Raw genomic sequence first — 9227 nt, 5'->3', positions numbered from 1 at the left:
CCTCCGGGATGGTCGATGCGGTCAATGCCTTCCATTTCCAGATTTTCTGTGATGACGACAACATCAGCAAACTGACGGGCAGGAAGAGCCGCGAACTGGACGTGTCGAAAGATGGCCGAACCGATGCCGTTTATGGTGATATTCACTTTTATCTGCCACCGCAGACAAAGTTTTATGACAGGGCACCTGCAAATAACAGTACCTCCATAACCGGGCTTTCTGAGCTGTATACCAGCAGTGCACCTCTGTATGTCAGCATGACTCTGGCCCAGGGCAGCTGCACTATGGTAACGCGGCAGAAAAATACGCAGATTGACGGGAAATATGATCTGCTGGGCGAGCCACTGGTGAATGCTGATGGCAAAGACTACGAATACAATCTTTATAAAACCGCGATGCGGAATTATAAGGAGAGCCCAAGTGCCGGATTTGAGTTGCTTCGTTTTGGCCGGATTATTAATACGGAACATGAAACTCTGGTGCCGGCAGACGCTCCATTATGGATGACGATCAGTTACCCGGGAGGAAAAGGGGTGGTCAACCTTGCTGACCCCAGTATTAAAAAGTTTAGTGACGCTGATTTCCCTCACTGGACGGGCTGGCAGTTGGTTGATGACGATAGTGACAGCGACAGCCAGTGTAATTCAGCCGTTATCAAGAAACTTCAGGAAGATGGTGAGTTCGATAACCAGTGTGGGAAGCTAATCTGCCATTTCCCGTTTGAATGGGAAAAAAGTACGATCGGCACCCGTTTTTCATGGCTGAAAACGGGAAGTGAAGAGCATGATCCGATGACGGATGAAGATTATGCAAAATTCAAGGCTCATGCCGAAGCGTTGTGCTTTGAATCAGCATTCAGTAGCGGAAGCCTTTGGCACTTCAATCCCACTAAACTTATAAATAATTTGAGAAGGTGCGGCTGGCTTAGCCATGAAGAAATTTCCTCCATGATTCCAAGGAAATATTATGAAGGCTACCCCAGTAAGCCAGTTAATGTAACAGTTCCATGGGCTACATCGTTTGGTCGGTGGGAAAAGTATGTGAAAGACTTTAACAATACATGTAATAAGTACAATATAATATCCCCACTAAGGCGTTCTGCATTTTTAGGACAGATTTATATTGAGACTGGGATGCTCAGGACAATGACTGAAGGTGGAAAGGGGCAGAAAAATAGCAAAGGTAAGTTTGTATCCCCAGCGGATAAGTATTATCAGCCATTTTATGGCAGAGGCTTCATGCAGCTAACCTGGCCGCAAAATTTCGATGACTATAGAAAATTTAGAACGAAAGAGAAGTTACCTGATGAAACTTCAGGGTATTCTTACGATGATAGTCGAATAACAAATGTAAGTGAACATTATTGGGCTGATCCAAGAAAAACGGTTATAGATAAGAAAACCCATGAAAAGCTTACCGTCATTGATGGTACACTTTTAAAAAAATGGCATCCACGTTACGACCCTAAAATTATTGCTGAAGATTCATTCTGTGCAACTGATAGCGCTGGTTTTTACTGGGTGTCAAAACATCACAGCCATGAGGTGAATATTAACAGGGTACCTGATAATGGGATTACTTCAGAGTCAATCGGTAGATGTTCGGTTCTAGTTAATGGTGGTGGATATGGGTATTTTGAACGACAGGCCTATACACGGTATGCGTTCTACTACTTAAATGATGCAGTAATAACAGATACCAAAGAAACAGTTGACGTGCAAAAAGGTCGCAGTACTGTGAAAATTACTGTTGATTATACGAAGCAGTGTAAGTGAGGTCTGGAGTAATGATGAAAAATACATTTTTATTTTTGAGCTTAGTTAGTGTTGTCAATTTTTATTCATCAGGTGTACTTGCGAATACCGCGGATGTTTCATCTGCAGTCAAAAGTTATACTTTCAAAGAAGGGGAACCTTACGGTCTCTCTCAAGTATATCAAGTTAATGTCCCTGAATCAGGGTTTCCCCCTTACTATGTTTTTCTTAAATTAGGTGTTGAAAATGCATATCCCTTTGTTTTTAACCGTGAGGGTGTACCAGGAAAAGATGAGCCTTATAGTCGATGTAATTTAGTGCTCAAAAATAATGATCAATATCTTATACCAGATAGGACATATAAGTCAGGATATGCAGAAGATTCTGAACTGTGTCTCGGCATAGAAAAACTGAGGATCGTTCATGGTAGTAAAGATATTAAATGGTTTGTGACTGATGCTATATATCAATCAGAAAATGGCACACCAGAAAAAACAGAAGAGATCTATTTTTATTCAGGTAGCGTTTTTTGTTTCTCAGAAGGCACGAGCGTAAAGCTAGCAGCGAATAAAATTTCAATGAAAGATCTGAAAAACCTTACATTAGATAAGAAAGACTTCAAAGAATGCGCAAGGTAAAATGCTGAGAGGGGACTCTACCTCTTTTGTTTTTCACCAACTAAAGTGGGATGTTTACAATAAACTAGCATTAATAATAGTTGAATGCGAAAACGTTGTTTATTGCTCTTCGGGGAGGGTGGGTATGAATTTTAAAAATTTAGGTTTACTTTTATGCTTAATTATTTCTTTGTCAACCTATGCAGGAAGCCATTTGAAAAAATCATGTGGAGTGTTGATCAACTCTGGAGGCGATAAGTTTTTATTTTATGACAGGAATGGTGTTAAAGAATTCGAAACAAAAAAGAAAGACAGGCGGTTAATGTCAAAGAAATACTCATGTGCATATATGTCTTATAAATCTGAGAGTGAAGAATACATTCGTGGGATATCAAAAATTGAATTTGTAAAAGAAAAAAATTGCTCAGAGCAGAAAGAAATAGGAAAGATTTATGTTTCAGAAGTTGACAGTACTGGTCAAGGTATACCTCCGGCAAATATAGATAATGATAAAGTCAATAAATTATATTTGGGCTACGATAATGCACCTCGCTTAGAAAATAAATTTTTCTTCTATAAAGGTGATATCACTACTATTTATACTTTTGAAAAATATGGGTTTACATTTGCAAGATTTGGAGTGTGCTCGCTTGATGGTAAGACTATGAAATGTCGGAGGTATTATGAGGAAGGTATTGAGAAAGGCCTTATTAGTGAAGAGATTAATTATGCTTATGTAAAAGGGAATTATGTCGAGGAAGGTCTTCATGTTCTTTATGATCAAAATGGTGATGTTGCATTTATTGAGATTAAAAATAGAGGTTATAAAAAAGATAAGGTGCTCTTTGATAGATATCCTGAGAGAACCAAACGATCTTTCTATTTTAGCTGAATTTTAGAAATTTTGAAGTATGAGAGTATAAATGCCGTATTCCCTTAAACATCTTCCTGAATGTTATCTTCGACCAGTTCCACCAAAAGCATCTCGTTGGTTTGCTGTCCTGGTTGCGATGTTGGTCATTAGCGTGATCCTTATGCGGATATTCGGACGATACATCGATAATAGCCACTTCTGGATGTTTGCCATTGGCACGCCATTCGTTGTGTGGATTGTAACTTTCGGTTTTCGTATGTGGATCTGGTCATTACAGGACAGTAAAGCGAATGGTTTTGACCAGCGTCGGGAGCAATGGATCCTGAGTGAGACCCGTAGGGCTCGTCGTGCGCTTCAAGTGTTGAATACGACATTTATTACAGCCCATCAGGAAGACGAACAGCGTTATGTCGCTGTTGATATGCTTAATAATAACAGCATTATCATTTCGCAGCCGGACTGGAAAGGCGAAAAAAGCATGAGGCTGAGCCGTATTACGGCAGAACCAGAAGATACCCCTGGATTGGTCATCTCACGTCTGTTCTCTGAACTCATTGCTGATCTTCCAGTTCACCAGTTTCCGGAGAACGCTTCGCTTGTTGTCATCCTCGATATCTCGTCATCTCTGTCATTCCCTGCTGTCAGAGATATCTGGCAGGAAGTTTGGCAGGAGAGTGGCCTAACCTGCGCTGTTGAATATGTAGATAGCAATGGGCTGGAGGTAGTCAACCACTGGCTGGAACACCGCATTAAAGATAAAGCAATGTTATTGATTGTTGGCCTCCAGATTGACCCGGTTGTTTCAAACAATACTGCTGAAGCAGCCGTTGCTCTGCTTCTTGGCAACCGCCTGACCCAGGAGGCGCTCGAGCCTCTCGCGTTGCTGCACCGGCCTGATCCTGCTCCATCAGGTGAACTGCGCGAGGGGATGAACATGGCCGCCTGGAACGTCCCGCTCAAAGAAAATATCGTGAAAAATTTATGGCTTGCCGGTCTTACGGGTAAGCAGCGCGCAGAGGTTATCGAGTGCCAGAATGCTCACCCTGCGCAGTCTGTAGAGGACGAAGCCGTCATTTCGCTCGATATATCCATGGGACATGCCGGAGCCGCAGCCCCCTGGCTGGCTATCGCTGCCGCCACTGAAATCGCCCGACAAACTCAGTCACCACAGATGATTATCTGCGGAGATACCACACAGAATGTGCTGTGGAGCACGCTCATTACCCCGATTGCTTCCCGACAGGAGATGGATCCGTGAAGCTACCTTTAGCACCGAAGACTACGGAAGGCCGCTATCTTGCTGTCGCATTGATTTTCTTTTTGCTGTTAGCCGTTATGACGTTCATGGTCTGGAAGCATCCGGATACTGCCGGGATTGAAGACGGTAGTCAGCAGCAAATTTACTGGCTTATCGCTGGCGGATGTATTTCAGGCTGTGCCCTAATTGTATCAGTGGTGCTTCTGGCGGCAGTACGTAGTGTCGGTAAGCAGGAGTTTAATGCGCTTGTCGACAATACCAACGGTGATGATGAGAAAAAGAAACGGGAAAATGATAAAGCGCCTGTTCATCCTGCGGTGGCCATGTGTGACAGGATTCGGGGGCATCTCCGCTCCCGTATTGGCCTTTACTGGCGTCGTAAAACCCGCCTGTTGCTGATTACCGGTGACGAAGCTGCGATTGAACAGCTGGTACCCGGCCTGCAACAGCAGCAGTGGCTTGAAGGCAACCGTACCGTGCTGATTTACGGCGGTAGTCTGACTGCTGAACCGGACAAGGGAAAATATACCGCGCTACGCAAACTGCGTCGCGGACGCCCACTGGACGGTATTGTCCGCGTCTTACCTCAGTCACTTAACCTCACACCTCAGATTAGCGATAACGATTTACGCGGGCTGGAAAAAATCAGCGAATTACTGCGCTATTCCGCCCCGGTCTGGCTGTGGCAGCTGTGCGACAGCAAGTGGTCGCAGGCAAAACGCACTGAACAGACGGTAGGTGCCAGTTTCCCGCTGCGTGCTAAGCCTGACGAAATTACCCGCCAGCTTGAGCTGATGCTTCCGGCCCTGCGAACGCAGGGGATGAGTCAGGTCGCTGAGAACAACGGCCACGACTTCCTGCTGCGCCTGGGCCAGCACCTCAAAGACGGCGGTATCGCCCGCTGGACTCAGCAACTGGTGCCATGGCTGGCAGCCTCCCAACAGCGCGTTCCGCTGCGTGGCCTGATGTTTAGCCTGCCGGAGAATAAACCCGCCGCTATCGCAGGAGAAACAGCCGGTGCTGCAGCTGCCAACGCTGAGAAATATATCCCGGAATCACAACGCCATGCGCTGACCCTGCCGGTGACCTGGCAGGGGATCGTTGATGACTGTACCCGCGTGCGTGGCCGCCGTGTCGGTATGGCGCGGGAACAGACGCTGGCCTGGACACTGATGGCCATTATCGGTGTCTGGGGGGCGGGGACGTTGCTGTCGTTTGCGGTCAACCGTCTGCAGATTGTCTCTGTGGCGCAGCAGGCGCATGCTCTGGTGGAGCATTCTTCCGTATCGGATTACCAGCTGACGGCTCTGCATATGCTGCGTAATGACGCCGGCCGTCTGCAGCACCATATTGAGGATGGTGCCCCTTGGTACCAGCGCTTCGGTCTTGACCATAACCAGCAACTGCTCGATGCGTTGCTGCCCTGGTACGGTGTGGCAAACAACCGCCTGATACGTGACCCGGCGAACGAGGCGCTTACGCAGAAGCTCAGCGCGCTGGCAGGCTCTGTACCCGGCAGCGACCAGCGGGCACAGCTGGCGAAGCCGGGCTATGACCAACTGAAAGCCTGGTTAATGATGGCCCGTCCGGATAAAGTCGACGGCGCGTATTACGCCCAGACCATGAAAGCCGTGCAGCCGACGCGGATGGGCATTTCAACCGGCCTTTGGCAAAGCCTGTCGCCGGACTTGTGGGCCTTCTACATCACCGAACTGCCTGAGCAACCACAGTGGAAAATCAGGCCGGATGCGCAGCTGGTGAGTCAGAGCCGCCAGGTACTGTTGCAGCAAATTGGACGGCGTAACGCCGAAAGCACCCTGTATGAGAACATGCTCAAATCGGTACGTCGTAACTTTGCCGATGTGTCTCTGGAAGACATGACCAGCGGTACCGATGCGCGGCGACTGTTCACCACCGAGGAAGTGGTGCCAGGCATGTTTACCCGCCAGGCGTGGGAAGGGGGCATCCAGCAGGCTATCGCAAAGGCCGCAAATTCCCGCCGGGATGAAATTGACTGGGTGTTGAGCGACTCCCATAAGGCCATATCAGCTGACCTGTCACCGGAAGCCCTGAAGGCGCGTCTGACGCAACGCTACTTCACCGACTTTGCCGGCAGCTGGCTGAGCTTCCTCAACAGCCTGCGACTTAACCAGGCAAACAACATTGCTGACGTTACCGACCAGCTGACGCTGATGAGTGATGTCCGGCAGTCGCCACTGATTGCCCTGATGAATACCCTCGCCTGGCAGGGGCAGACCGGCCAGCAAAGCGAAAGTCTTTCGGATTCCATCATCAAATCGGCTAAAGATCTCGTAGGTGGAAAAGATAAACCCGCGATTGAGCAGTCTGCGTCAGGGCCGCAGGGGCCGCTGGATGAAACCTTTGGCCCACTGCTTCAGCTTCTGGGTAAAAACAAAGGCAGTAACGTCATGTCGGCTGACACCTCCCTGAGCCTGCAGACGTATCTGACCCGTATCACCCGCGTACGTCTGCGACTGCAACAGGTGGCCAGCGCCTCAGATCCGCAGGCGATGATGCAGATCCTGGCGCAGACCGTATTCCAGGGCAAAAGCGTGGATCTGACAGACACTCAGCAATACGGCAGTCTGATTTCGGCAAGCCTTGGCGAAGAGTGGAGTGGTTTTGGCAACACGATGTTTGTGCAGCCGCTGACCCAGGCCTGGGAGACTGTGCTTCAGCCGTCGGCAGCCAGTCTGAATGATAAATGGAGCCGCTCGGTTGTCGCGAACTGGCAAACTGCTTTTGACGGGCGTTTCCCGTTTGCGGCCAGCAAAAGTGATGCTTCTTTACCCATGCTGGCTGAATTTGTGCGTAAGGACAGCGGACGTATAGAGCGCTTCCTGACCACGGAACTCAGCGGTGTGTTGCACAAAGAGGGCAGCCAGTGGGTACCGGATAAGGTCAACAGCCAGGGGCTTACCTTTAACCCGGCCTTCCTGCGGGCCATTAACCAGCTGAGCCAGCTGTCAGACATTCTGTTCACCGATGGCAGTCAGGGCATCCGCTTTGAGCTGCAGGCGCGTCCTGTACCACAGGTGGTGGAAACTCAGCTGACTATTGATGGACAAAAGCTGCACTACTTCAACCAGATGGCCGACTGGCAAAGCTTCCGCTGGCCGGGAGACACTTACAAGCCGGGGACTATGCTGACCTGGATCACGGTCAATGCCGGAACGCGTCTGTTCGGGGATTACAGCGGGGCCTGGGGCTTTATTCGCTGGCTGGATCAGGGCAAGCGCCAGCAGCTTAACCGTAGCCAGTGGATGATGAGTTTCACCGCGCCAGATGGCCGCACGCTGCAGTGGGTACTGCGTTCACAACTTGGAAAAGGTCCGCTGGCGCTACTGGATCTGCACGGTTTCACGTTACCGGATCAGATATTCAGTGTCGACAGCGCGGCTACCGCTCAGGCGCTGATGGCCAACACCGGAAACAGTGACATGGATGAAGTCGAATAATAAGCACTCTGCAAAATCTGGTCGCCGCCTGTCAGACTAACGACAGCAACAGGCACACGCACGGAAAGCTGGCAGCCCTGGCTTGCTGCGGTAAGTGGCACCAGTCCGACCGGAGAAGACCCATGCTCAAATGCCTGTATCTGCAGCAGAGCTGGCTGGAGATTCTGGAGCAGGCGGACAGCACTTTCTCGCGTGGCGCCAATCACCTCTGGCTGGATTTGCAGTGGTATATCCATCAGACGATATTCTGGCCCTTGAGCCGGAAGCGCTGGAGAAAGCAGACAGCGAAGGCCTGGATGCCACGTTCCACTGGCTGCAGACCCGGCCAGGAACCGACTCTATAAGAGACAAATGGCTGCTGCGTCTGCTGATAGCCCGTGTGGCCGAGCAAAAGGGCAAAAATGAACTGGCCCTGCATCTGTTGGATGAACTCGACAGCGCCGCACAGTCAATCACCCTCACGCAGTGGACACAGGCACTGCTATTTGAAGTGAAATTGCGTCGCCTCAGACTGCTGTGCATGAAAGCCACACGCAGTAAAACCGATAAATCACAGCTTCAGCCGGAGATGGACCAGCTTCTGTCCGGTCTGATTGCGCTCGATCCGGCAAGCAGTGCGGTGCTTTGCGGATAACCCGGACAGAATTCAGCTAAAGGGAAAAATATGGCAGCAGAAGGCTTTTATCTGGTGCAGGGCGATAAGACGACCTGCGGAGGGAAAATCACCACGGGCGCAGAGGATCACACGCTGTTTGATAAACCTGTGGCCCGAGAGCAGGACAGTGTGACCTGCGGTAAACATGCCGGGCTTTTCAGGATAGCCGGTGGCATTGACAACGATACCTAATATATACCTTGTTAACATTTGGAAAGAATATTTAGCTCCAGCCTTTATTGACAGTTATTAAGCGGTATATTAATAAAATATTCTTGCAAAATTATTATAGGTCATTGTTTTTAAATATTTAACCTATACCTGTTTTGCAAAGAATCTAACTGAAAAAAAGGAGAGTTTATGGAAAGATTTGGTATTAAAACGTTTAAAATGACAAATGGTGAACGCTATTGCATTATAAAAAATAAAAAAAACAGGCATCCCTGTATTTTATCCATGTTTATTTATTACAACACAACTGAGAAACAGTAGTGAATCGATCAAAACAATTGAAACTCAGGCAGGGTGTATCGCACTTTTTTATCGGTTTCTTTTTATACGCAACATAGATATTGAAGAGCGAATTCAAA

The 9227-nt window shown here is 48.5% G+C and carries 5 protein-coding genes and 2 pseudogenes; all 7 read left to right on the top strand.

Going from position 1 to position 9227, the window contains the following annotated elements; genetic code table 11:
* The coding region (locus QZH36_RS14790) for a M23 family peptidase (RefSeq protein ID WP_301730549.1) at window positions 1–1775 on the top strand (1775 nt) is incomplete at its 5' end.
* Between the two features lie 14 nt (window positions 1776–1789).
* Window positions 1790–2392 carry a hypothetical protein gene (locus QZH36_RS14785; protein WP_301730548.1) on the top strand — a complete coding sequence of 201 codons (603 nt, stop codon included), beginning with the start codon at window positions 1790–1792 and terminating at the stop codon, window positions 2390–2392.
* A gap of 124 nt (window positions 2393–2516) precedes the next feature.
* On the top strand, window positions 2517–3263 hold the full coding sequence (locus tag QZH36_RS14780; protein ID WP_301730547.1) for a hypothetical protein: 747 nt from the start codon (window positions 2517–2519) through the stop codon (window positions 3261–3263).
* Between the two features lie 31 nt (window positions 3264–3294).
* On the top strand, window positions 3295–4503 hold the full coding sequence (locus tag QZH36_RS14775) for a KPHS_23130 family T6SS system protein (protein ID WP_301730546.1): 1209 nt from the start codon (window positions 3295–3297) through the stop codon (window positions 4501–4503).
* Window positions 4500–7982 carry an ImcF-related family protein gene (locus QZH36_RS14770; protein WP_301730545.1) on the top strand — a complete coding sequence of 1161 codons (3483 nt, stop codon included), beginning with the start codon at window positions 4500–4502 and terminating at the stop codon, window positions 7980–7982. Before QZH36_RS14775 ends, QZH36_RS14770 begins: the two co-directional genes overlap by 4 nt.
* A 113-nt stretch (window positions 7983–8095) precedes the next feature.
* Window positions 8096–8616: pseudogene (locus QZH36_RS14765) on the top strand (type VI secretion system domain-containing protein); the annotation flags it as partial.
* Window positions 8617–8646: 30 nt separating this feature from the next.
* Window positions 8647–8826 (top strand): annotated as a pseudogene (locus tag QZH36_RS14760) (PAAR domain-containing protein); the annotation flags it as partial.
* Window positions 8827–9227: the final 401 nt, after the last annotated feature.

The organism is Erwinia wuhanensis (assembly GCF_030484085.1).
In the GTDB taxonomy this organism is placed as follows: domain Bacteria; phylum Pseudomonadota; class Gammaproteobacteria; order Enterobacterales; family Enterobacteriaceae; genus Erwinia; species Erwinia aeris.
Note: the sequence above shows the minus strand (reverse complement) of the source record. Positions and strands in the feature narration are given on the sequence as shown.